This window comes from Gordonia sp. SMJS1 (genome assembly GCF_029866425.1).
GTDB classification, from domain to species: Bacteria; Actinomycetota; Actinomycetes; order Mycobacteriales; family Mycobacteriaceae; genus Gordonia; species Gordonia hongkongensis.
On record NZ_CP123381.1, the window covers coordinates 1,097,293 to 1,119,977 of the forward strand.

Sequence of the window (22,685 nt, forward strand, 5' to 3'; positions counted from 1 at the left end):
GGGCAACGCACCGTTCATCCTGAATTGGGTGGGCCGACACGTGCGCCGTGTGGTCCGGTCAATTCTGCGGGGGACGATCGCGATCATGCGCGTCGCGATCGTCGCCGAGAGCTTCCTGCCCCAGATGAACGGGGTGGTCAATTCCGTCCTCCGGGTTGTCGACCATCTCGAGTCCACCGGCCACACCGTGGTCGTCATCGCACCCGACACCCCGCGCGGCGTGCCGGGCGGGCCGCGGATGGTCGGCCGCCGGACCCCGGTGCACCTGCTGCCCGCGGTGCAGGTGCCGCGGGTGACCTCGCTCCCGGTGGGAGTGCCGTCGCCGCTGCTGTACCGCACCCTGCGCGACTTCGAACCGGATGTCGTCCACCTGGCGTCACCGTTCGTGGTGGGTGCCGCGGGCGCCGTCGCCGCCCGGGCGCTCGGCGTGCCCGTGGTCGCCGTGTTCCAGACCGACGTCGCCGGGTTTGCGGCAGCCTATCGGCTGGGTGCGGTGGAGAAGCTGGCCTGGCGCTACACACGCCGGCTGCACGAGATGTGCGACCTCACCCTCGCGCCGTCGACCGCGACGCTGGAGGTCCTCGCCGCCCACGGCATACCGCGACTCGCGCGCTGGGGTCGCGGCGTCGACGTCGGACTCTTCTCGCCGGACAAGCGCGACCCGTCGCTGCGCGCGGACTGGCTGGGTGCCGCCCGCGACGCCCTGGTGGTCGGGTTCGTGGGCCGGCTCGCGCCGGAGAAGCACGTCGAGCGACTGGCCGGACTGTCGGGCAACCCGCGCGTGCAGCTCGTGATCGTCGGGGACGGCCCCGAGCGGGACCGGCTCCAGCGCGCCATGCCGGATGCGGTGTTCACCGGTGAACTGCGCGGGGAGGCGCTGGCCCGCGCGTACGCGAGCTTCGACGTGTTCGTGCACGCGGGCGAACACGAGACGTTTTGTCAGGCCATCCAGGAGGCGATGGCCAGTGGCCTGCCCGTGATCGGTCCCGACGCCGGCGGCCCGCGCGACCTGGTGTCGGCGTTCCGGACCGGATATCTGCTGGAGGTCGGACGCTTCGCCGCGGAGCTGCCCGCGATCGTCGAATCCCTGCACGACGAGTCGGTCCGGGCGGCGTTCGGCCGAGCCGCGGTACAGGCCGTGCGTGCGCGCACCTGGCCGTCGGTGTGCGCGGAGCTCGTCGGTCACTACGCGCGCGTGACGGGCCGCGGAGTCGTCACCGAGGTGGGGCGGCCCGCCTGAGGTGGCGGCCGACCGCCCGGCGAGGCGACGCACCTCACGGCGGTCCTGGCCTGAACGACCGGTAGCGTGATCGGCATGTCATCGACGGGCGCGACACCACCGGAACGAGCGGGTCTGGGCCGGACGAGTGTGGGCCGGGCGAGCCTGGAGAAGGACCCGGCCGAGGTCGCGGCCATGTTCGACGGCGTCGCACGCCGCTACGACCTCACCAACACGGTCCTGTCGTTCGGCCGGGATCGCGGCTGGCGCAAGAAGACCCGTAGGGCACTCGACCTGCGCCCGGGCGATGTCGTCCTCGACCTCGCGGCCGGCACCGCGGTGTCGACCGTCGAACTCGCCTCCTCGGGGGCGCACTGCATCGCCGCGGACTTCTCGCTCGGCATGCTCAAGGCCGGTGCGCATCGGGACGTGCCGAAGGTCGCCGCCGACGCTCTGTCGCTCCCGTTCGCCGACGATTCGTTCGACGCCGCCACCATCTCCTTCGGCCTGCGCAACGTCAACGACGTCCCGACGGCGCTCGCCGAGCTCCGCCGGGTACTCAAGCCCGGCGGACGACTGGTGATCTGCGAGTTCTCCACGCCGACGCTGAAGCCGTTCCGCACGGTGTACATGGAGTACCTGATGAAGGCGCTGCCCGCGGTCGCGACGAAGGTCTCGAGCAGCCCGGCCGCGTATGTCTATCTCGCCGAGTCGATCCGGGCGTGGCCGGACCAGTTCGCGCTGGGCGACCTCATCCGCGACGCCGGGTTCACCGGGGTGCGGTGGGAGAACATGACCGGTGGGATCGCCGCGATCCACTCGGCGCGGGCCTAGTGGTTCGCGGCCCGCGGGGTCTCGTCGTGCGACACCGGGCACCCGGGCGCGAAGGTGCCGAGGTCGTCGATGCGGAAACCGCCGGGGTAGCTGCGAACCTGCTTCGTCTGGCGACCGAAGAGCGGTTCGGTGCGGGGTGACGCGAAGAGGCGGATCGCGAGACCGCGAGCCTTGAGCCCGCCGCGCACCAGGACCCGTTCGACCGCGGTCGGTTTCGGATATCCGAACGCGCCGAGGAGCCGATCGTCCATGAGCGCGAACGACATCCGACGCACCACCGCCCGCGGCAGCAGCTTGTACGGCATGAACGTGCCGAGCAGGTCGAGGGTGGCGTCGGCGACGGCCAGGGAGTCGGGACTGAAGGCGAAGTGGGCGGTCTCGTACTCGTCGTAGAACGTCTTGAAGTCGTCGTAGGTCTCGGGGATGTCCTTGATGCCCATCAACTGGCCGAGCCGGCGGTAGTAGTTGGTGAGGCCGAGGATCTCGTGGTTGGTCAGTGAGCGCCACTCATAGGAGTTGACCCACTCGACCGGGCAGACGACGAAAGTGGCCAGCACGTAGAGGAAGTCGCTGTTGGGGATGTCGTACATGCCGTGCATCTGGTTGATGCGCCGGATGCCGGCCCGTCCGGCCGGGCTGTCGACCCCGTGCTCGATCGGGGCGTCGAGCAGCAGGACCGTGTCGTCGTAGCGCTTCTGCGTCGACTCGGTGAATTGGCTGGTCTTGTACAGGAGGTCGCCGATCGACGGCACCGCGTAGGTCCGGAACAGGGCGAAGCTCAACGCCTGCGTGATGCCCCACGGGAATTCCTGCGTGCCCAGGGCGCGGGCGATCGCGGTCGGGTCACCGACGGCATCCATGCGGTCGATCTCGCCGCGCAGGTGGTAGCGCTGTGCCAGGCGGTTCTGGACGGCGTGCTTGGCTCGGGTGGCGAGAGTGGATGCGGCGGACATCGTCCATCTCCTGGGTCGACGGGTGGCCTGATTCTGTCACAGCTGTGGCCGCGGCCACACGTGTTGGAACACTACAGCCCGATCGTCTCAAAGCGCCACCGGGTTGGCGGCCCGGCGGCCCCTCTCACGAGAAGGGCGGGCGCGGGTCGACCTGCCGGGAGACCCGCCCGGCGGTGCGCCAGGCGCGGGCCACGAGGTCGGCATCCTCGGCGGTGATCAGGTTGCCCATGACCCGCACCACCATGGACATCAGTTGCGGCGACCGGATGCCGGGCCGGCCCAGGGTGGGGACGGTCTTGGGCATGGTGAGCAGGCCGGCGAGACGGCGGGCGGCGGAGAAGGCGAGCCCGTAGTGCTCCACCAGCACATCGCGCCACCGGTCGGTGTAGTCGTCCGTGCCGAGGAGTTCGACGGCGAGCCGGGCGGTCTCCAGGGCGTAGTCGATGCCCTCGCCGTTGAGCGGATTGACGCACGCGGCGGCGTCGCCGATCAGCATCCAGTTGCGACCCGCGACACCGGACACCGCACCACCCATGGGCAGCAGGGCGGACGTGATCCGGACGGGTGGGCCGTCGAGAGCCCACTCGTCGCGCACCATCGCGGCGTAGTGCTCGAGGATCGGTCGAAGTGCCATGTGCGCCGGGCGTTTCGACGTCGCGAGCGCGCCCACGCCGACGTTGACCTGTCCGCCCCCGGCCGACCCGAGGGGGAAGACCCAGCCGTACCCGGGCAGCAGTGCGTCGTCGGGTCCCCGGAGTTCGAGGTGCGACCCCATCCAGTGCGAGTCGCGCGCGCCGACGGTGCGTACGCCCGGGCGGCGACTCCGTAGGCGGTGTCCCGATGCCATTGCCGCCCCAGCGATTTGCCGATTCCCGAACGGACGCCGTCGGCGACGACGAGGTCGGTGACCCGCATCGTGTGTGTGCCCGCCGGCGTCGCGAAGGTCACCGCGCCCACCCGGTCGCCGTCCATCTCGACGCCGATGGCTTTGGCGCCCTCGATCATTCGCGCTCCCGCCGACACCGCATGCGTACGGATGGCGTCGTCGAACTCGGTGCGTGCCACCGCGCTGCCGTAGGCGGGGAACCGGCCGGAGGGCCACCGGACCTGCTGGCGTGCGCCCCAGCCGTTGAGCAGGAGTCCGTCGATGCGCGGACGGTCGTCGAGGAGTGCGCCGAGCCCCAGCGCGTCGAGTTCGGCGACGGCCCGCGGCGTGAGGCCGTCGCCACACGTCTTGTCGCGCGGGAACACCGCGGCGTCGGCGAGGACCACATCCCGGCCGGCGGCGACGGCATGGGCGGCCGCCGCCGATCCACCCGGTCCGGCGCCGACGACGAGGACATCGGCGGAATCGGGGAAAGGAGGCGTCGTGTCCGTGCTCACCCGACCAGTATGTCCGGACCCCCGACGGGCTAGGCTCGCAGCAGGTGGGGTCTACGCGGCAGCCGCGTGTCCGCCGTCGAGTAGTTGCCGGATCAGACGAGATGGGGCCGCGTTTCCGTGAAGTCCACATTCGCCGGGGTTGACCTGGTGTCGGATGAGTTCGCCGATACGGTGCGCTCGTCGCTGCAGCGGGTCGAGAATCTGTTGCTCGCCGAACTCTCGTCGGGTGACGAGGTCATGACCGAGGCGGCGACCCACCTCGCGAAGGCCGGGGGCAAGCGGTTCCGGCCCATGTTCGCGATCCTGGCCGCCCAGTTCGGTCCGCGCCCGGATTCCGACGATGTCATCACCTCGGCGACGGTGGTGGAGATGATCCACCTCGCCACGCTCTATCACGACGACGTGATGGACGAGGCCGCGATGCGCCGCGGTGCGGCGAGTGCCAACGCGCGCTGGACGAACAGCGTGGCCATCCTGTCCGGAGACTTCCTGTTCGCGCGCGCCTCGCGACTCGTCTCGACGCTGGGCCCCGAGGCGGTGCGCATCATCGCCGAGACGTTCGCCGAACTCGTCACCGGCCAGATGCGGGAGACGGTCGGGGTCAAACCCGGCGCCGACCCCATCGAGCACTACCTGCAGGTCGTCTGGGAGAAGACCGGCTCGCTGATCGCCGCCGCCGCCCGCTTCGGCGCGATGGCCTCCGGGGCCGAGCCCGACGACATCGAGCGGCTCTCCCGCATCGGCGACATCGTCGGAGTCGCCTTCCAGGTGTCCGACGACATCATCGACATCAGCTCGGTGTCGGTGGAGTCGGGCAAGACCCCGGGTACCGACCTTCGCGAAGGCGTCCACACGCTGCCGGTCCTCTACGCGCTCGTGGGCGACGACGCGACGTCGGCCCGGTTGCGCGAACTCCTGGTGGCCGCCGACGGCGCCGCCCGGCCGCTCACCGACGACGCCGAGGTCGCCGAGGCGATCGAACTGCTCGGTTCGTCGGCGGGTATGACCGCCGCCCGGGCGAAGTTGCAGGAGTTCGCCGACGAGGCGCACGCGATGCTGGCCGAACTCCCCGAGTCGCCGGCCCACCGTGCCCTGGCGTCGCTCGTGGACTACACGATCGAACGCGTGGGCTGAGGGGTCGACCGGCAGGATCTCTGCTCAGCCGGCTCAGCGACCGTCGCGGGCCATCTCCTGCAGGCGGCGGATGCGTTCCGCGGTCGGCGGGTGGGTGGCGAACATCTTGGCCATCCGGTCGGTCGCGCGGAACGGACTCTCGATCATCATGTGCGACTGGGCCGCGATGTCGGGCTGCGGCGGCAGCGGCGCGGCCTGCACCCCGCCGGAGATCTTCGCCAGCGCCGATGCGAGTGCGAGCGGATCCCCGGTGAGTTCGGCCCCGGACTGGTCGGCCTGGAACTCGCGTGAGCGGGAGACGGCCAGCTTCACCAGGGTGGCCGCGATCGGTCCCAGCAACGCGATGAGCAGCATCGCCAGCGGGTTCGGCGCGTTGTCCCGCCCGCCGAACGCGCCCATGAACATCGCGAAGTTGGCCAGGCCGCTGATCACCGCCGCCATCGCGCCGGCGATCGAGCTGATGAGGATGTCGCGGTTGTACACGTGGGACAGCTCGTGGCCCAGCACGGCGCGCAGCTCGCGCTCGTCGAGCAGGTGCAGGATGCCGGTGGTGCAACACACCGCGGCGTTCTTCGGGTTGCGGCCGGTCGCAAACGCGTTGGGCGACTCGGTGGGGGAGATGTAGAGGGCGGGCATCGGCTGGTGTGCCGTGGTCGCCAGCTCACGCACGATCCGGTACATGACCGGAGCCTGCAGTTCGGTGACCGGTTGCGCGTGCATCGCCTTCAGCGACATGGTGGCGCTGTTGAAGTAGACGTAGGCGTTCATGCCGACGGCGACGATCACCGATCCCCACAGGATCAGCGGGCTCTGGAACAGAGCGCCGATGCCGACGATGATCGCCGACATCAGACCCAGCAGAGCCGCCGTCTTCAATCCGTTGAAATGCATCGGGTCCTCGTCTGTCCGGCGCCGCGGGTCTCGGGCTCCGCGGGCGGCCCGGGCGAACCCGGTGCCGGCGGCGGAGTGCAGGCGCCTCATCCGGTCAAACGACGCAGCGCCCGTCTGGGTTTCCGACGGTCGGGGTTCGGTGCCGCCGACCCACAGACCGGGCGGGTCAGCGGTAGTTGACGAACTGCAGGGCGATGCCGAAGTCCTCGCCCTTGAGCAGCGAGATGACGGCCTGCAGGTCGTCGCGCTTCTTGCTGGACACGCGCAGCTCGTCGCCCTGGATCTGCGCCTTGACGCCCTTCGGCCCCTCGTCGCGGATCTTCTTGGAGATCTTCTTGGCGTGCTCGGAGTCGATGCCCTGCACCAGCGAGCCGGTGATCTTGAAGGTCTTGCCCGAGCCGACGACCTCGCCGGCGTCGAAGGCCTTGAGCGAGATGTCGCGTCGGATCAGCTTCTCCTTGAACACCTCGAGGCCCGCCTGCGCGCGCTCCTCGGCGTCCGAGGTGATCACGATGTTCTCCTCGCCGGACCACTCGATGCCGGTGTTGGTGCCGCGGAAGTCGTACCGCTGCGACAACTCCTTGGCAGCCTGGTTCAGGGCGTTGTCGACCTCTTGCCGGTCGACCTTGCTCACCACGTCGAAGGATGAATCAGCCATGTCCGACAGGGTATGTCATGGCGATCAGCGACAGTGGGCGGCCGCGGGAGTCTACCGGGGCGTCCGACGCTGTGCCTGCTCGGCGAGGGCACGACGTGACTCGTCGTGGAGCACCTCGAGCAATTCTCGCTCGAGGGCGACGAACTCGGGAGCGGTGAGCCCCGCCGGATCGCGCGGGCGCGGGAGGTCGACACGCACCTCGTGGACCACGGTGGCCGGGCGGGCGGACAGCACGATCACGCGGTCGGAGAGGTGGACGGCCTCGCGGACGTCGTGGGTGATCATCAGCACGGTCCACCGGTAGCGCTGCCACACCGACTGCAACCACGTCTGCATCTCGGTTCGGGTGAGTGAGTCGAGGGCGCCGAACGGTTCATCGAGCAGCACGAGGTCGCGATTCTGGACGACGGTGCGCAGCAGTGCGGCGCGCTGCCGCATCCCGCCGGACAGCTGGAACGGGCGGGCGTCTTCGAATCCGGCGAGTCCGAAGGCGGGGAACAGGTCCGCGGCCCGGCGTCGGGCCTCCTTCGTCGGCACGCCCTGCACCTGGAGGCCGAGGATGGTGTTGTCCAGCACGGTGCGCCATGGGAACAGCAGGTCCTTCTGCGGCATGTACGCGCAGTGTCCGGCGATGGCGGGTTCGGAGCCGACGGACGCGCTGCCGGAATCGGGGACGTCGAGTCCGGCCAGCAGGCCGAAGACGGTGCTCTTGCCACATCCGCTGGGCCCGATGACGGAGACGAACTCGCCGGGCTCGGCGGTGAACGACACCCCGTCGAGGACCTCCCGGCGAGGTTGTCCGCGTCCGGGTCGGGGATAGGACTTGGTGAGCCGGTCGACGACAAGTCGGTGGTCCGGGACCAGCCGGTGGTCAGTCATGGTGGTTCCGGTCCTCGGCGCGGGCCCAGGGCGCGACGATCCGCTCGACGGCGAAGGTGAGCAGGTACAGCGTGACGCTCAGGAGCGCGGTCACCAGCACTGCCGCGAGCACCAGGTCCGTGCGGAACGAGTTCTTCTGCAGGCTCATGTAGATGCCGAGCCCCTGGGTGGCGCCGACGTACTCGGCGAACACGGCGCCCACCACCGCATAGGTGATGCCGATCCGCAGCGCGGTGAAGAACCTCGGTAGCGCGGACGGGAGCCGCACGTACCGGAAGACCTGGCGGCGGGTGGCCCCCATGCTGCGCATCAGCGCGCCGGCCTCGCGGTCGGTGGCGGCGAATCCCTCGATCAGGCCGATCGCCACCGGAAAGAACGTGACCAGGGCGATGACCAGCACCTTCGGGAGTAGGCCGAAGCCGAACCAGATGATCATCAGCGGTGCGATCGCGATGATCGGCAGGGTCTGGGAGGCGACGAACAACGGCACGAACGCCCGTCGCAGCGCCGGCGAGAAGTCGACGACGATGGCCAGCAGCCAGGCCAGGACCAACGAGACCGTGAACCCGATCAGGGTCACCTGCAGCGTCGCCGCGGCGTGCACCCCGATCTCTGCGCGGTGCGACCAACCCTGCGCGACGACGCGCGACGGCGACGGCAGCACCTGCGGCCGGATTCCGCTGACGTCGACGTAGACCTGCCAGACCGCCACCAGGACGACCACCGCGACGAGCGCGGGCGCGATGCGACGCAGGCCGGTGCTACCGAGGGGTGTCGAGGTAGTCATTGGTGAAGTACGTCGACCAGTCCGGCTCGGTCGTGAGCGGCGCCCCGTCCGGGCCGGTCAGCAGACCGCTGCGGTACAGGAACCCGGAGTTCCCGGCCCACTGTTCGAGCGTCTGTCGCCCGACCCGGCCTTCGGCGTCCTTCATGTACTGACCGGCGAGCATGCGCTGGCTCTCGAACACCAACTGCTCGTCGTTGAACGCACCGGGGTTGGCGGCGAGGAGGTCGCGGGCCGCCGCGTCCGGGTCGTCGGCCGCTGCCTGGTAACCGCGCTGCAGCGCCGTCACGAAGGCCGCCGCGCGGTCCGGGTTGTCCGCCAGCCAGTCCTCGTTGGCGTCGACGACGATCGCGTATGCCTCCGGGAAACCGAAGTCGGTGTAGTGGAAGTACCTCATCGGGGTTCCGCGATGCTCGGCCTCGATGCCCTCCCACGCGAGATAGGAGACGGTGAAGTCGGCCTGACCGGAGTAGACCGCCTCGTATGCCGAGGTCCCGAGGGTCACCGAGGTGAACTCGCCGGTGCCGCCGTCGTTTCGGATCACCTGCTCGAGGGTCTTCTCCTCGCCCGGGTCGCCGAAACCGGCGTATGTCTTCCCGTCGAGGTCCTTCGGGCTCGTGATGTCGCGGCGGTCGGCGCGGACACCGATGCCGGTGGCCCACTTCTGCAGCGGCGCGAACACGGAGATGGTGTGCGCGCCCGATGCCCGCGAGAAGGTCGACGAGTTGTGGGTGCTGATCCCGAACTCGGCGTTGCCCGCGTCCACGATGGTGTCCACGGCGGTGTTGTTGTACGGCAGGATCTCGACGTCGAGTCCGGCCTCCTCGAACCAGCCGCGCTGCTGCGCCACGAACAATCCCGTGTGGTTGGTGTTCGGGGACCAGTCGAGCGCGAATCGGATGGTGCCGTCCGAACCGGCGCCCGAACCGCACGCGGTGATCGCCGACGACGCGACGACCGCGGCGGCGAGCGCGGTGAGGAGGCGGCGCGCGCGGGCGCTCATGCGGGCGCTCATGCGGCGGGCCACGGTTGCGGGTTCAGCGCGGTGTCCCAGAACAGAAGCTCGAACCGGGTGGCGACGGTGAACGCCGTGGCCATCGCGGCCCGCTCCCGCTCGCCGGCGTGCGCCGCGGCCTCGTCCACGAGTTCCCTTGCCCGCGAAGCGGATTCCTGGAACTCCGGGGCGTCGTAGGTGGTCACCCACTGCGCGTAGGGGTGGTTTGGGTCGGCGGCGAGTACCTGGGCCGCACTCGCGGCCAGGGCCCGGCCGACTTCCGCGTAGATCCAGAAGCAGGGCAGGGCCGCGGCGGCGCCGACCGCATACGATTCGGTCGCGGCGACGGCGGTCAGGTAGGACACGTACCCCAGGCACGCCGGCGACGGCTCGGGTTCGCCCTCACGCGGAGGCAGCTGGCCGCCGTTGAGCAGGTCGCCGTGCAGCGCCGACTCGACGGTGGCCGCGGTGGCCGACGAGTTCGCCCAGAACCCCGCGGTCTGCGGGTCGGGGGACTTCGACGCCAGGATGGCGAGGGCCTTCGCGTACCCGGCCAGGTACAGCGAGTCCTGCTCCATGTAGGTGCGGAACACCTCGAGTGGCAGCGTCCCGTCGCCGAGCCGCCGCAGGAACTCGAGGTCGTCGATCGCCGTCCGCAACCCCTTCGTCTCCTCCCAGAGGTGGTCGGAGAATCGGCCGGAGACCGGCACGTGCGCATGCACAGACATGACATCCCTTCGTCAGCATTACCTGGACAGTTCTCGGGTCTCATCTCAGCCCCGCGTCGCGGAGCACCCCGTGTCAGAACGCAGCCACAGTAGCAGGAGTGGGGGTCGCAGTGGGACGCCTGTGCCACGACCATGTCCCGGCCTGTTGACCAGCCGGTTTGCGCGTTGATGCGGTGTTCGTTGTATTCTTCACGGCGTTGTTCGTACGGCCGTCACGGTGGCCGGAAGAGCGGCACGGCAGGTTGCCCGAGCGGCCAAAGGGAGCGGATTGTAAATCCGTCGCGCAAGCTACATAGGTTCGAATCCTATACCTGCCACAGCGTGGTCCATTCTCGCGAAACTGCTCTACAGACGGTCTCCGACCAGCGATTTGTCTAGCGCAGACGCGAGTGTGTAACCTCGTTAGGGCTCTCGGGCACAACCGCCCGGGGCACGCCCCCTTAGCTCAGTCGGCAGAGCGTTTCCATGGTAAGGAAAAGGTCGACGGTTCGATTCCGTCAGGGGGCTCGCTGGACGAGAAGTCCGCGGGGCGGTGTAGCTCAGCTGGTTAGAGCGCACGACTCATAATCGTGAGGTCGAGGGATCGAGTCCCTCCACCGCTACACATCGGGTCCGACCGGAACCGAGCGCAAGGGTCGCAAGCCCTGAGGGAACTTCCGAACCCGACCACGTACCACCCGAAAGAAGGCAATCAAGTGGCCTCCTCAACAGATGTTCGCCCCAAGATCACCTTGGCCTGCGAGGTGTGCAAGCACCGTAACTACATCACGAAGAAGAACCGCCGCAACGATCCCGATCGCCTCGAGATCAAGAAGTTCTGCCCGAACTGCGGCAAGCATCAGGGGCACAAGGAATCGCGCTGACGCCGTCGTCGGCCGTTTCGAAGTACCACCAGCAACGGGCTGCCTCTCGATGAGGCAGCCCGTCTTGCTGTGTCGGCCGAAGGAGTAGAGCTCAATGTCACAGGTAAGCGGAGCCGAGATCCAGGATCGTCCGGACGAGGCGTCGAGCGGTGGTGCGAAGCCGACCCCCGACGAGATCGCCGCCCACACGCAGAGCCTCGTCGGCTTCCACTACACGGTCGACGACTATTACGAGATCGGCCGCGAGGAGATCCGTAAGCACGCGATGGCGGTGCAGGATGCGCACCCGACCCACTGGAGCGAGGAGGGCGCCCGGGCCTTCGGCCACGACCGCCTGATCGCCGCGCCCACCTACGTGTCGGTGCTCGGGATCATCGCCCAGCGCAAGCTCTTCGAAGACGTCGTCACCGGCTACGACATGTGGCAGATCATGCAGACCGACCAGCGGCTGGTCTACCACCAGCCGATGAAGGTCGGGGACCGCCTGATCTGCGACGTCTCGCTCGAGTCGTTCCGGCACGTGAGCAGTCCCGAGATGATCGACCTGATGGTCACCAAGAACGTCATCTGGAACCAGCACGACGAGCCGGTCATGACCACGTGGACCTCTCTGGCCGCGCGTCCCGGCATGGACGTCGACCCCGAACTCGAGGCGTCACTCGACCACGTGATGATCAAGGTCGACGCCATCGGCGAGTCCGGGCACACCGTCGAGCCGAAGGCGGGTCGCTACGACCTCCCCGACCCGACGCAGTCGCCGGGCGCCTTCGGTGCCGTCGACTTCGACACGCTCACGGTGGGTCAGGAACTCACGCCCAAGCGGTACCTGCTGACGCGCGGCAATCTCGCGAACTATGCGGGCGTGGCCGGCGACCCCAACCCGATCCACTTCTCCGACCACGTCGTGAACGCGGCCGGCATGGACGACGTCGTCGCGCACGGCATGCAGACGATGGGGCTCGGCGCGAGCTTCGTCTCCGAGTTCATCGGCGACCCGGCGGCCTTCTGCGAGTACAACGTGCGCTTCACCAGCCCGGTGTACGTCCCGGCCGACGACAGCGCGGCCGTCGACTTCACCGGCAAGGTGAAGTCGCTCGATCCCGCAACTCGTCGCGGGACCATCGCGATCACCGCCAAGCAGGGTGACCGCCGGATCTTCGGACGCGCGCAGGCCGTCATCCAATTCAATTGATCGAGAGTGATCGTCGCTGCTAGGGTCGCCACCCATGTACTCCGGCATCGCCTCGTTGAAGCTCTGGACTCGTCGCTGACGGCGACGAGTTCCCTGTGAGTTCCCACCTGTAGTTCTCGTACGCCGTCCCGGTCCAGACGCCGGACGGCTGTGTCGTGCTGTCCGGCTCCCGACCCGATGAGAAGCCACGTCTCTCATCGGCTACCGAAGAGCTGAGAACTCACCATGTCTGCTGAACGCAGTACCCACATATCCGAAGGTCGACTCCCGGCGGGTTCGGCCGCCCACGTCCGTGCCGAGGCCGTTAGCGTCGTACGAGGCCCGCGCACGGTCCTCCGCGACGTCGATGTGACCGTCTCCGCGGGGTCGAGGCTTGCGGTGGTCGGCGAGAACGGTCGCGGCAAGACCACCTTGCTCCACGTCCTGGCCGGCGCCGTGATCCCGGACGCCGGGACCGTCACCCGCGCCGGCACGGTCGCGATGGTCGAGCAGGACCTGCCGACGGGCGACGCGCGCACGGTCCGGGACCTGATCTCCGACGCTGTCGGGGACTCGCTCGCAGCACTGGCCGAACTCGACGCCGCTACCGATGCGCTGGCCGAGGGAGCGCCGGGTGCCGACGACGGTTATGCCGCCGCCCTCGAGTCGGTCACCCGGCTCGATGCGTGGGACGCCGAACGTCGCATCGACATCGCGCTCGCCGGCATGGCGGCATGCACCGACCGGGACCGCCCCTTGTCGACTCTGTCGGTGGGGCAGCGGTACCGCGTGCGGCTGGCGGTGGTGCTGGGCGGCGGCACCGACCTGCTGCTGTTGGACGAGCCGACCAACCACCTCGACGCCGAGTCGATGGCCTTTCTGTCCCGCAGGCTGCGGTCGCACCCCGGCGGAGTCGCGGTCGTCAGTCACGACCGCGCCTTCCTGCGCGACGTCGCGACCGAGTTCATCGACCTCGATCCGACGCGGGACGGACGCCCGCGAACATACCGGGGCGGTTACGACGGATGGGTCGTCGGCAGATGCCGCGAACGTGAGCGCTGGGAGCGAGATCACGCCGCTCAGCAGGCTGCACACGCCGAACTCATCCGTGCGGCGGACGCGGCCCGCGGGCGCCTGCAGAGCCACTGGACCCCGGACAAGGGCACCGGCAAGCATCAGCGGGCGACCCGGGCCGGCGGAGCCGTGCAACTGTTCAACCGCCGCGTCGACGAGCTGGAGAGACATCGGATCACCGTGCCGGTGCCGCCGGGGCAGTTCTGCCTGCCGGGTTCGGACACCCGCGCCGGGGCGCCGCTCGTGGACGGATGGGACCTCACCGTCGCAGGCCGCCTCGAGACGCCGGTGTCGGTGTCGATCGTCGGCGGATCGCGCCTGCTTCTCGTCGGACGCAACGGAACCGGCAAGTCGACCCTGCTCGCGGTGCTCGCCGGACTGCTCCCGCCCGACGAGGGCCGGCTCGACGTCCGTGCCGGTGCGCACCTCGGTTTCCTCACGCAGGAGGTCCCGCGGTGGGACCCCGACCGGACCGCGCACGAGATCTACGACGAGCAGCGGCGTCGGCTCGAAGTGCGCGGCGCCGACGCCCCGTCGCTGCGCAGCCTCGGTCTGCTCGACGCGGACGCCGCCCGCACCCCGGTCTCGCGGTTGTCGCAGGGGCAGCAGCGACGGCTCCACCTGGCGTCCTGCCTGGTCGCCCGGCCGGACGTCCTGCTCCTGGACGAGCCGACGAATCACCTCTCGGCCGGCCTCGTCGACGAGCTGACGGCCGGACTCGCCGACGCGGCGTGCGCGGTCGTGGTGGCCACTCATGATCGGCAGATGCGAGACGATCTCGACGGGTGGCCACGCATCGAACTCACCGATGGACGCGAACCGTGACGGTGAGCCGTCGCGGCGGGTGTACGGTCGTCGGGGGAGCGGAGGCGAGCCCGTTTTGGGTCCACCGCCCCGGTGATCTACACTGAAGTGTCTGATTGATTCAGACTTGCGCGCTACCCATAGGGTGGCGCGTTGGTTTTGTCGGCGACGAAACGTCGACGGGCCGCGAGGCCGGATCGAGAAGGACGGCAACGCCGACCACTCCGGTGGCGGGCGTCGCAAAGGGGCGTAGCTCAATTGGCAGAGCAGCGGTCTCCAAAACCGCAGGTTGCAGGTTCAAGTCCTGTCGCCCCTGCCCTGGTGAAGGGCACACGCTGACGAGAGGACCGCGAAGTTGAGCAAGCGAGACCGGGCCGCCCGCGCCAAAGACGCCGCAGAGGGTTCTGCGGCCGATTCGGCCGCGGCTGAGCTCGACGGTCGCGACGAGGCCACCGACGCGGGTACGGACGACGAGACGTCGACCGGAACCGCGAAGGAGCTGCGTCCGTCCGGTAAGCGCTCGGCTCGCGGACGTCGCTCGGCGGCGGGTGCAACCGACGGCGACACCGACTCCGACACGGGGTCCGTCGCCGTCAAGGAACGCAAGACCAAGAAGAAGGCGTCTGCCGAGGAGAGCCGGAATCCGTTCGTACGGATCTGGGTCTTCCTGACGCAGGTCGTCGCCGAGCTGAAGAAGGTCATCTGGCCTACGCGGCGCGAGATGATCACCTACACGATCGTCGTGCTCGTGTTCGTCATCGTGATGACCGCGTTCATTGCCGGCCTCGACCTCGCCTTCGCCAAGGGCGTGCTCTGGTTGTTCGGCTGACCCACGCGGTGGGCTCGGCCGGCGACGAGGAACACGACCGCCAGATGAACCATAAGGAGCGTGGGCTGCAGTGAGCACCCCGGAGAACGAACTCGCCTCGACCGATTCCGTCGACGTGGCTGCTGCCGACGTCGACGCTGTCGACGCGGCCGTGACCGACGCGGTGGACACCGAGGGTGACGCGGTCGCCGACGACGCGGTCGTCGAGGGTGACGAGGCCCCCGCCGAGGACACCGTCTCCGAGGATGCCGACGAGTTCCCGGTTGACGAGGCCGCCGCTGACGAGGCCCCTGTCGAAGAGGCCCTGGTTGAAGAGGCGGAGGTCGATCCGGTCGAGGAACTGCGCAAGCAGCTCCGCCGCGCGCCCGGCGACTGGTACGTGATCCACAGCTACGCCGGTTACGAGAACAAGGTCAAGGCCAACCTCGAGACCCGCGTGCAGAACCTCGACGTCGGCGACTACATCTTCCAGGTCGAGGTGCCGACCGAAGAGGTCACCGAGATCAAGAACGGCCAGCCCAAGAAGGTCAACCGCAAGGTGCTGCCGGGCTACATCCTCGTCCGCATGGAGCTCAACGACGAGTCGTGGGGCGCCGTGCGCAACACGCCGGGTGTCACCGGCTTCGTCGGGATGACCAGCAAGCCGTCGCCGCTCTCGCTCAACGAGGTGCTGCAGTTCCTGATGCCGCGGACCGAGGCCAAGAAGCCCGCCGCGTCGCGCGGTGCCGCCGCCGAGGGCGTCGAGGCCGCAGCGGCCGCCGCGTCGAACGTCATCGAGGTCGACTTCGAGGTCGGCGAGTCGGTCACCGTCATGGACGGCCCGTTCGCCACGCTGCCCGCGTCGATCAGCGAGGTCAACGCCGAGCAGCGCAAGGTCAAGGTCCTCGTGTCGATCTTCGGTCGCGAGACGCCGGTCGAGCTCGGGTTCAACCAGGTCGAGAAGATATGACCGACGCGAAGCGGCGCTCGTATCTTCACCGACCTCTGAGAGTCACGGTCGAGAAGATCTAGGGCCGGACCACCAACCCAGAACTTTCACGTCTCCAGCGGGCGTGAATTCGCAAGGAAACAAGCAAGGAACAGAAGATGCCTCCCAAGAAGAAGAAGCTCGCCGGGATCATCAAGCTCCAGATCTCGGCAGGCCAGGCCAACCCGGCCCCGCCCGTGGGTCCGGCGCTTGGTCAGCACGGCGTGAACATCATGGAGTTCTGCAAGGCGTACAACGCGGCGACCGAGTCGCAGCGCGGCAACGTCATCCCGGTCGAGATCTTCGTGTACGAAGATCGCTCCTTCGACTTCAAGTTGAAGACCCCGCCGGCTGCGAAGCTCCTGCTGAAGGCCGCCGGCCTGCAGAAGGGCTCCGGCGAGCCCCACACCAACAAGGTCGGCAAGGTGAGCATGGACCAGGTCCGTGAGATTGCCAAGACCAAGGCCGAAGACCTGAACGCCAATGACATCGACCAGGCCGCGAAGATCATCGCCGGTACTGCTCGGTCCATGGGCATCACCGTCGAAGGCTGACGGACCTCATCATCACCGTGGGAGGGCCGGCTCGGCCCGCACCACACACCCCGCCGACTGACGGCGGAGAAGGAACAGAGCAATGAGCAAGAAGAGCAAGGCCTACGCGCCGCGGCCGAGAAGGTCGACAAGACCAAGCTGTACAGCCCGCTGGAGGCTGTGGAGCTGGCCAAGGACACGTCGTCGAAGAACACCGACGCGACCGTCGAGGTCGCGATGCGGCTGGGCGTCGACCCCCGTAAGGCAGACCAGATGGTTCGAGGCACCGTCAATCTGCCGCACGGCACCGGTAAGACTGCCCGCGTGATCGTGTTCGCCGCCGGCGACAAGGCCGCTGAGGCCACCGCCGCCGGTGCCGACGAGGTCGGCGCCGAGGATCTGATCGAGCGCATCCAGGGCGGTTGGCTGGACTTCGACGCCGCGATCGCCACCCCGGATCAGATGGCCAAGGTCGGCCGTATCGCGCGTGTCCTCGGACCCCGCGGCCTGATGCCGAACCCGAAGACGGGCACCGTGACCACCGACGTCACCAAGGCTGTCAACGACATCAAGGGCGGCAAGATCAACTTCCGCGTCGACAAGGCTGCGAACCTGCACTTCGTCATCGGCAAGGCTTCGTTCGACCCGGCCAAGCTGGCCGAGAACTACGGCGCTGCCTACGACGAGATCATGCGCGCCAAGCCGTCGGCCGCCAAGGGCCGCTACATCAAGAAGGTCACCGTCTCCACGACGACGGGCCCGGGCATCCCGGTCGACCCGGCGGTCACCCGCAACTTCGCGGAGGCACCGCAGGCCTGATCTGATCAGGCGCACTGACACCCACGAGGGGCCCGGCATTCCGATGCCGGGCCCCTCGTGTTGTGTGCAATCACGCGTGGTCGGTGAGTATGCGTGCGAGTGCGGCTTCGACCGGGGTCAGCGGTGGGGTGGTGAGGTGCTCCGGCGGTGTTCGCGGATGGACGAGTTCTCGGTAGGCGAGTTCGAGGCGCCGGCCGCGGTCGCCGTAGCCGACGGCGTCGGGCCGCGACTGGTGTGGGCGCGAGTCATCGCCGGACCTGGTGGCAGGTCCGTGGATCTCGTTGCGCACGGTGTTCAGGTGTTGGGCGAACCGCCGGGGCATGTCGGGTCGGCGGTTGAGGCGTTCGGGGTTGGGCGGGGCGCCGGGTTCGACGTTCAACCGCCACAGGCAGCGGCCTTCGTCGGGTCCGGACCGTTCGATGCGGGTGGTGTATTGGCCGGGTTGGTCGCCGACCATCCGGTTATGACGGGGGCAGGCAGGGGCGAGATCATCGATGTCGGTGAGACCGCCCTTGGCCCAGTCCCGTTGTGCGTGGTGGAGTTCGACCTGGGTGGCGGGCTGGTCGCAGCCGGGTGCCGAGCATACTTCCCCGTCGGGGCGGGCGAAGGAGACGAGGCGCTGTTCGCGGGTCGCCAGGCGTTTGCCCCGCCCGAAGTGCAGCGGCACAGCGGTGGCGTCTTTGAAGATCGCCAACCAAGGTTGGACGTCACCGGCCATCGCGATCAGGTCCCGGATGGGCAGCAGGGTGCCGGTGGCGGTGGTGGCGAGTCCGGCTTCTCGGATCAGGTCCCCGAGGTCGGCTTTGACGATCAGTTGCACGGGCAGGCCGCGGTGCGAGGTTCCCAGTGTTCCGTCGGCGAAGCCTGCGGCCAGGGCGGCGTCGAGCGCGTCGTGATTCGTTTGGGCGAGAGTGCGACCGTCGCGGTCGGCTGCGGCGGTCAGGGCGTCGGGGTCGGCGGTGCCGGCCGGGCCTTGGGGCGAGGCGGGGTCGTCGGGGTTGTTGAGTCCGGGTTTGCCCCATACGGCGAACATCATCGTCAGTCGGGCGGCAAGTGCTGGAGTGAGGGTGCCCGATATTTTGGCTGTCCCGTCGGCGCGTTGCCGACCGATCCACAGGCCGCGGCGTCGTTTCTGGTCGGTGTCGTCGGTCAGTGTGCCGTCGGGGTCGAGGTGGGCAAGCAGGCGGGCACCGAGTTGGGTGATCTCGGCGGGGGTGTGGGCTTCGGCGATCTCGGCCATCTGTCGTTCGGCGGCGACTTTGATGTCGTGGTCGATGGTGCCGGGGATGCGGTCGAGGACGTCGAGGGTGGCTTGTACGTGCGCGGTGCCGACCGCGCCTTGTGCGAAAGCTTCGGCGAGGCAGGGGTATTCGGGTGGGAGTACCTCGCCGCCGAGGCTGGTGCGGTGGGCGGTGGCGTCCATCTGCTTACGGCGGCGCATCGGGTTCGACACCCGTAACCGGTGCGTCATGTACTGCATGAGGGAGCGGCAGCCGGCCTTGCGTGGCAGGTCGCGAGCGACGGCCTGATCGATCTGCCGGTCACCGGCGACGGTCAGACGTGCGATGGCGCGTTCGGTCTCCGCGGCCACTTCAGCGAGTTCGGCATCGGTACACGGCGACAGATCCACGGTCTGCAACTCACCGAGGATGCGGTGCAGGTCGGCCACCAACTCGAGGGCACGCGGTCGCCGCGACGCTTGTTCGTCAGACATGGTCACCCCCCGAGAACCGTTGCCGCGAATGTACGTTCGAGTGTACACCGGTGCGAGCGCATTGCAAGCCAAAACTGATGTTGTGCAACGCTATTCAAAGCCGGTAACGTGTCGGTGCCTCGTGGTAGGGGTCCACCGACTTCTCCGTGGGGCGGCGGCATGACGATCGCCGCGGCCCCACGTGTTCAACGGGGCGTCCCGCGACTCACTCCAGCCAGTTGTTGCCCCCGAGGTCCAATTGCGCGAAATCCAGGGACGGGGTGATACCGGATTCCGGTGCTAGGCCGTGGTTCTCGAGAACGCCGCGCATGATCTCGGCGGCGTCGATGTTGAGTGGGCTCGACACCCACATCGCGTACGGCAGGTTCACGAAGCGGTTCTCGCGCACCGCCTTCAGGTTCCGGCTCGCGGGATTCGATCGCAGGGCGGCGATCTTCTCGTCGACCGACTGGCCGGGATAGTCGACGAACACGATGACGTCGGGGTCCGCGGTGGTGAGGCGTTCCCAGCTCACGGCGGTCCAGGTGTCCTCGATGTCCTCGGTCGCGTTGCGCGCGCCCGCGGCGTCGATGATGCCCTGCGGGCCGCCGAAGGATCCGGAGGAAAAGATGGTGTCGGAGACGCTGTCGAAGACGAACACGGTCGGTTTCGCGGCGGGTTGTGGTGCGGCGCGCAGCTTCTCGAGGCGGTCGGCCACCTCGTCGGCCGCGGCGGCGCCCTGCTCGGGATTGCCGGTGAGGGTGCCGATGTTGCGCAGATCGGTGTCGAGCGCGACCCACGGGTCCATGGTGCCGCGCTGCGCCTCGCCCTCGGTCTGCCGGCACGCCTCGGACAACTGGTACACGTCGATGCCGTGTCCGGCGAGGATCTCGGGTGTGATCCCGCGCGACTCGCTCATGCCGTAGTTGTATCCGGCATACAGCACTTGGGGTTTCGCCGCGACGATGTTCTCGAGGGTGGGACGTTCGGTCGCGACCTCGTTCAGCGTGTCGACCTGGGGTCCGTACTCCAGCCGCAGGACGTCCTTGTCCCGGGCGAGCGCGCTGACCGCCACCATGTTGTCACGGGCACCCGCGGCGAGTGCGATCGCGATCATGCCGCCGTCGTTGACGAACAACCGGTCGAGGGGTTGCGGGTAAGCGACGTCGGCTCCGCAATTCGATATGGCGACAGTGCTTTCCGACGCCACAGTGCTGTCGGCACCGCAGGCGGTGGCAGTTCCCAGCGTCAGAGCCGCCGCCACGATGGCGACGGTCGGGTGGACTCGGGACGTACGTATGGTCAAAGGATGTCCTCTCACGGGATGTCTTTCGTCAGAGTGCTGGGGGCGGGTGTGGTGGTGGGAGTGTTCAGGAGCAGATGGGGCAGGCCCGTCGATGGATGGTCGACGACGGTGCCGGACACCTCGAAGACGTCGGCCAGCAGAGCCGGCGTCAGCACCTCGACCGGTGGCCCGTGCACGATGACACCGCCGTCGGAAACCACTGCGACGGAGTCGAAGTGACGCAACACGAGGTCGAGGTCGTGCATCGCCGCGACCACGGTGGCGTCGAGCTCGTCGAGAACCTCCATCAGTCGTAGTCGCCAGGCGGCGTCCAGGTGATTGGTGGGTTCGTCGAGCACCAGGATCGGGGTCTGCTGAGCGAGCGCACGGGCGAGGACGACGCGGTGCCGTTCGCCGCCGGACAGCTGGGTGCACGAGCGGGTGCCCCAGCCGTCGAGCCCGACCTGGATCAACGCGCGATCGACCACCGTCTTGTCGTCGGAACTCCCGGTGGACCAGGCCGACCGGTACGGGGTCCGGCCGAGGCCGACCGCCTCGGCGACCGTCAGCTCCGCGGAGGGCTGTTCCTCCTGGCCGACCACCGCCATCGACATGGCGCGGCGTCGCGAGGGGATGCGGTGGAGGTCGTCTCCGTTCACCTCGACGGTGCCGGCGGCCGGGCGTTCGAGACCGCACAGCGTGCGCAGCAGGGTGGTCTTGCCGGAACCGTTGGGCCCGACGATGGCCAGTCGGGTGCCGGCGGGGACCGCGAGATCGACATCCCGCAGTACGACGCGGCCACCGCGACGGCACGCAAGCGCGTTCGCGCGCAACGACATCGACGATGCGCGGGCGGGATCGGTCACGAGCCACCCCCAAACACGTATTGGCGTCGTCCCATGAGGAACAGGAAGATCGGTGCCCCGATCAGTCCGGTCACGATGCCCAGCGGCATCTCGCGCGGTGCGGCCGCCACCCGCGAGATCACGTCGACCCACACCAGGAAGAGCGCACCGCCGCAGACCGCCACCGGCAACATCGCGCGGTGGGTGGCGCCGACCAGGAGTCGCGCCGCGTGCGGGACGATCAGACCGACGAAGCCGATGCCGCCCGCCACCGCGACGAGCACGCCGACCAGGAGACCCTGGACACCGAACAGCGCGTTGCGCATCGCGCGTACCGGCACGCCCAGCGACGTCGCGGTGTCGGTGCCGGCCGCGTAGGCATCGAGCCAGGAGTGGATGGCGAGCATGGCCACGACGGTGGCCAGCACGACCACCCCGGCGATCTGCACTTTCGCCCAGGTGGCCCCGGCGACGCTGCCGAGCATCCAGAACATCACGTTGTCGGCGGCGTGCGGGTCGGCGGCGGTGAACACCAGCAGCGACGACAATGCCATGAATGCCGACGACAGCACGACGCCGGACAGGATGAGACGGAGCGCGGTCAGCCCGCCCTGGGCGCGGGCCACCAGGTACACCGTGACGGTGGCGGCCAGCGCGCCGAGTAGCGCCCCGCCGGACAGCGCCCAGACGCCCAGTCCCGCGAGCACGCCGAGGGTCATCACCGCGGTGGCCCCGACCGCCGCGCCGGCGGACACACCCAGCAGGTACGGTTCGGCCAGCGGGTTGCGGACCAGGGCCTGCATGAGTGCGCCGGCCAGCGCCAGCCCGGCTCCGACCAGCGCGGCCAGCACGGACCGGGGCAACCGGAGATCCCAGATGATGACGGCGTGCGCGGAGTCGAGCTCGGCCCCGGTCATCCGGCCGACGACGGTGTGCCACACGTCGCCGACGGGGATGGTCTCCGCGCCGAAAGCGGTGGCCAGGGCGATGCTGAGGAGGGTGAGGACGAACAGTACTGCGGCTAGCGGCGTCGACGGGAGTCGCCGGACCGACGGGGCGGTCGCGCTCTCGGTCGTGCCGTCGGTACGACGGGACACGGGTGGTACTGCCTATCGGTCTGGGTATCTGTGCGCGAGATACACGATGGACTCGAGCGAGAACGGCCGGTAATCGGACTCGGGATCGTGGCGCCGGCGCCTTCCCGGGTCGCCCCGGTGTCCGCGCCGAATCCGTCTCCCATACCGTTGCGCGCCAGTCCCGGATTCACACCGGGTTCCCTGACACCCACGTGTGCGGGTGTGACCGTTCTCGGGGCTCACGCTATCAACATCGACCGCCGACCGAA

At 68.8% G+C, this 22,685-nt stretch carries 20 protein-coding genes, 4 tRNA genes, 2 pseudogenes and 2 riboswitches; of the genes and pseudogenes, 14 read left to right on the top strand and 12 right to left on the bottom strand.

Translation table 11 applies throughout. The annotated features are described in order from the left end of the window. Positions 1-85: 85 nt before the first annotated feature. Both QAD21_RS04995 and QAD21_RS05000 read left to right on the top strand, forming a co-directional pair. The gene (locus QAD21_RS04995; protein WP_068970035.1) at positions 86-1,240 is read left to right on the top strand and encodes a glycosyltransferase family 1 protein; all 1,155 of its coding nucleotides are present in this window, start codon (positions 86-88) and stop codon (positions 1,238-1,240) included. A gap of 75 nt (positions 1,241-1,315) precedes the next feature. Continuing rightward, a complete protein-coding gene (locus tag QAD21_RS05000) occupies positions 1,316-2,053 on the top strand; it encodes a demethylmenaquinone methyltransferase (protein WP_068970034.1) in 738 nt (245 codons plus the stop codon). Here QAD21_RS05000 and QAD21_RS05005 read toward each other — a convergent pair. Further along, positions 2,050-3,006: an oxygenase MpaB family protein gene (locus QAD21_RS05005; RefSeq protein WP_078113037.1), complete on the bottom strand. Its 957-nt coding sequence runs from the start codon at positions 3,004-3,006 to the stop codon at positions 2,050-2,052. The two genes, QAD21_RS05000 and QAD21_RS05005, sit on opposite strands and share 4 nt — an antisense overlap. A gap of 124 nt (positions 3,007-3,130) precedes the next feature. Beyond that, positions 3,131-4,389: pseudogene (locus QAD21_RS05010) on the bottom strand (geranylgeranyl reductase family protein). A gap of 117 nt (positions 4,390-4,506) precedes the next feature. Between QAD21_RS05010 and QAD21_RS05015 the strand changes: the two are divergent. Continuing rightward, positions 4,507-5,523 (top strand): polyprenyl synthetase family protein, encoded by a 1,017-nt coding sequence (locus tag QAD21_RS05015; RefSeq protein WP_280360596.1) that lies wholly within the window; start codon positions 4,507-4,509, stop codon positions 5,521-5,523. Between the two features lie 33 nt (positions 5,524-5,556). Here the strand turns inward: QAD21_RS05015 and htpX are convergent, their stop codons facing one another. The 6 genes from htpX to QAD21_RS05045 form a co-directional block, all read right to left on the bottom strand. Beyond that, the gene (gene htpX, locus QAD21_RS05020) at positions 5,557-6,414 is read right to left on the bottom strand and encodes a zinc metalloprotease HtpX (RefSeq protein WP_280361594.1); all 858 of its coding nucleotides are present in this window, start codon (positions 6,412-6,414) and stop codon (positions 5,557-5,559) included. A gap of 166 nt (positions 6,415-6,580) precedes the next feature. Further along, positions 6,581-7,072, bottom strand: coding sequence for a YajQ family cyclic di-GMP-binding protein (locus QAD21_RS05025; protein ID WP_058253332.1), 492 nt, complete (start codon positions 7,070-7,072; stop codon positions 6,581-6,583). A 51-nt stretch (positions 7,073-7,123) separates the two neighbouring features. Then, on the bottom strand, positions 7,124-7,951 hold the full coding sequence (locus QAD21_RS05030) for an ABC transporter ATP-binding protein (protein WP_159370200.1): 828 nt from the start codon (positions 7,949-7,951) through the stop codon (positions 7,124-7,126). Continuing rightward, positions 7,944-8,738 carry an ABC transporter permease gene (locus tag QAD21_RS05035; protein WP_058253330.1) on the bottom strand — a complete coding sequence of 265 codons (795 nt, stop codon included), beginning with the start codon at positions 8,736-8,738 and terminating at the stop codon, positions 7,944-7,946. Before QAD21_RS05035 ends, QAD21_RS05030 begins: the two co-directional genes overlap by 8 nt. Beyond that, the gene (locus QAD21_RS05040; RefSeq protein ID WP_203235931.1) at positions 8,713-9,738 is read right to left on the bottom strand and encodes an ABC transporter substrate-binding protein; all 1,026 of its coding nucleotides are present in this window, start codon (positions 9,736-9,738) and stop codon (positions 8,713-8,715) included. The genes QAD21_RS05035 and QAD21_RS05040 overlap by 26 nt, the downstream gene beginning before the upstream one ends. An 8-nt stretch (positions 9,739-9,746) precedes the next feature. Beyond that, positions 9,747-10,457 carry a TenA family protein gene (locus QAD21_RS05045; protein WP_159370202.1) on the bottom strand — a complete coding sequence of 237 codons (711 nt, stop codon included), beginning with the start codon at positions 10,455-10,457 and terminating at the stop codon, positions 9,747-9,749. Beyond that, positions 10,445-10,538, bottom strand: a riboswitch (TPP riboswitch). (Overlaps the previous gene by 13 nt.) Before the next feature lie 155 nt (positions 10,539-10,693). Here QAD21_RS05045 and QAD21_RS05050 point away from each other — a divergent pair. The 11 genes and pseudogenes from QAD21_RS05050 to rplA all read left to right on the top strand — a co-directional run bounded on the left by QAD21_RS05050 (position 10,694) and on the right by rplA (position 17,517). Beyond that, positions 10,694-10,774: transfer RNA gene (locus QAD21_RS05050), tRNA-Tyr, on the top strand. Between the two features lie 117 nt (positions 10,775-10,891). After that, positions 10,892-10,964, top strand: a tRNA-Thr gene (locus QAD21_RS05055). 21 nt (positions 10,965-10,985) lie between these two features. Continuing rightward, positions 10,986-11,059, top strand: a tRNA-Met gene (locus QAD21_RS05060). 93 nt (positions 11,060-11,152) lie between these two features. Then, positions 11,153-11,320 (top strand): 50S ribosomal protein L33, encoded by a 168-nt coding sequence (gene rpmG, locus QAD21_RS05065; RefSeq protein WP_045823858.1) that lies wholly within the window; start codon positions 11,153-11,155, stop codon positions 11,318-11,320. Between the two features lie 94 nt (positions 11,321-11,414). Beyond that, entirely contained in the window at positions 11,415-12,512 is a 1,098-nt protein-coding gene (locus tag QAD21_RS05070) for a fused (3R)-hydroxyacyl-ACP dehydratase subunits HadA/HadB (RefSeq protein ID WP_058253328.1), read from the top strand. 225 nt (positions 12,513-12,737) lie between these two features. Next, positions 12,738-14,390 (top strand): ATP-binding cassette domain-containing protein, encoded by a 1,653-nt coding sequence (locus QAD21_RS05075; protein ID WP_280360605.1) that lies wholly within the window; start codon positions 12,738-12,740, stop codon positions 14,388-14,390. Positions 14,391-14,612: 222 nt separating this feature from the next. Continuing rightward, positions 14,613-14,685: transfer RNA gene (locus QAD21_RS05080), tRNA-Trp, on the top strand. Between the two features lie 39 nt (positions 14,686-14,724). After that, entirely contained in the window at positions 14,725-15,198 is a 474-nt protein-coding gene (secE, locus tag QAD21_RS05085; protein WP_058253327.1) for a preprotein translocase subunit SecE, read from the top strand. 70 nt (positions 15,199-15,268) lie between these two features. Beyond that, positions 15,269-16,147, top strand: coding sequence for a transcription termination/antitermination protein NusG (gene nusG / locus QAD21_RS05090; protein ID WP_280360607.1), 879 nt, complete (start codon positions 15,269-15,271; stop codon positions 16,145-16,147). A gap of 137 nt (positions 16,148-16,284) precedes the next feature. Further along, on the top strand, positions 16,285-16,719 hold the full coding sequence (rplK, locus tag QAD21_RS05095) for a 50S ribosomal protein L11 (protein WP_004021736.1): 435 nt from the start codon (positions 16,285-16,287) through the stop codon (positions 16,717-16,719). Between the two features lie 82 nt (positions 16,720-16,801). Next, positions 16,802-17,517 (top strand): annotated as a pseudogene (rplA, locus tag QAD21_RS05100) (50S ribosomal protein L1). Positions 17,518-17,587: 70 nt separating this feature from the next. On the opposite strand, the gene QAD21_RS05105 reads toward rplA, so the two are convergent. From QAD21_RS05105 to QAD21_RS05120, 4 genes are all read right to left on the bottom strand, one after another. Beyond that, positions 17,588-19,231: an HNH endonuclease signature motif containing protein gene (locus QAD21_RS05105; RefSeq protein WP_280360609.1), complete on the bottom strand. Its 1,644-nt coding sequence runs from the start codon at positions 19,229-19,231 to the stop codon at positions 17,588-17,590. Between the two features lie 205 nt (positions 19,232-19,436). Beyond that, positions 19,437-20,516, bottom strand: coding sequence for an ABC transporter substrate-binding protein (locus QAD21_RS05110; protein WP_280360611.1), 1,080 nt, complete (start codon positions 20,514-20,516; stop codon positions 19,437-19,439). Positions 20,517-20,527: 11 nt separating this feature from the next. Continuing rightward, positions 20,528-21,334 (bottom strand): ABC transporter ATP-binding protein, encoded by an 807-nt coding sequence (locus QAD21_RS05115; RefSeq protein ID WP_280361596.1) that lies wholly within the window; start codon positions 21,332-21,334, stop codon positions 20,528-20,530. Positions 21,335-21,357: 23 nt separating this feature from the next. Continuing rightward, positions 21,358-22,437, bottom strand: a complete 1,080-nt coding sequence (locus QAD21_RS05120; protein WP_068971794.1) for an iron ABC transporter permease — start codon at positions 22,435-22,437, stop codon at positions 21,358-21,360. Between the two features lie 46 nt (positions 22,438-22,483). Further along, positions 22,484-22,662: riboswitch (cobalamin riboswitch) on the bottom strand. Positions 22,663-22,685 lie beyond the last annotated feature (23 nt).